Raw genomic sequence first — 235 nt, forward strand, 5'->3', positions numbered from 1 at the left:
ACGGTTTACCGCCAACAGCGGGTCAAGGTATTGGTATCGACCGTTTAGTGATGTTATTCACTAACACTCACACTATCCGTGACGTGATCCTGTTCCCAGCGATGCGCCCACAGGCTTAATTGCTGTATCGGGTTGCAGATAAAACCTGCGACCCAATGGCATTGGATGAATTTAAAAAACCAGCCTTTTGGCTGGTTTTTTATGGGCGATTCAAGGGGGGAGCAATAGCTATTTT

1 protein-coding gene is annotated in these 235 nt (G+C 46.8%); it reads left to right on the plus strand.

Annotation, left to right across the window (positions count from 1 at the left end; all coding sequences use genetic code 11):
• Positions 1–119 (plus strand): amino acid--tRNA ligase-related protein (locus B4920_RS28035; RefSeq protein WP_139379791.1); only part of this gene is annotated, 119 nt, incomplete at its 5' end.
• Between the last annotated feature and the right edge of the window lie 116 nt (positions 120–235).

The organism is Zoogloea sp. LCSB751, from assembly GCF_002028455.1.
In the GTDB taxonomy this organism is placed as follows: Bacteria; Pseudomonadota; Gammaproteobacteria; order Burkholderiales; family Rhodocyclaceae; genus Zoogloea.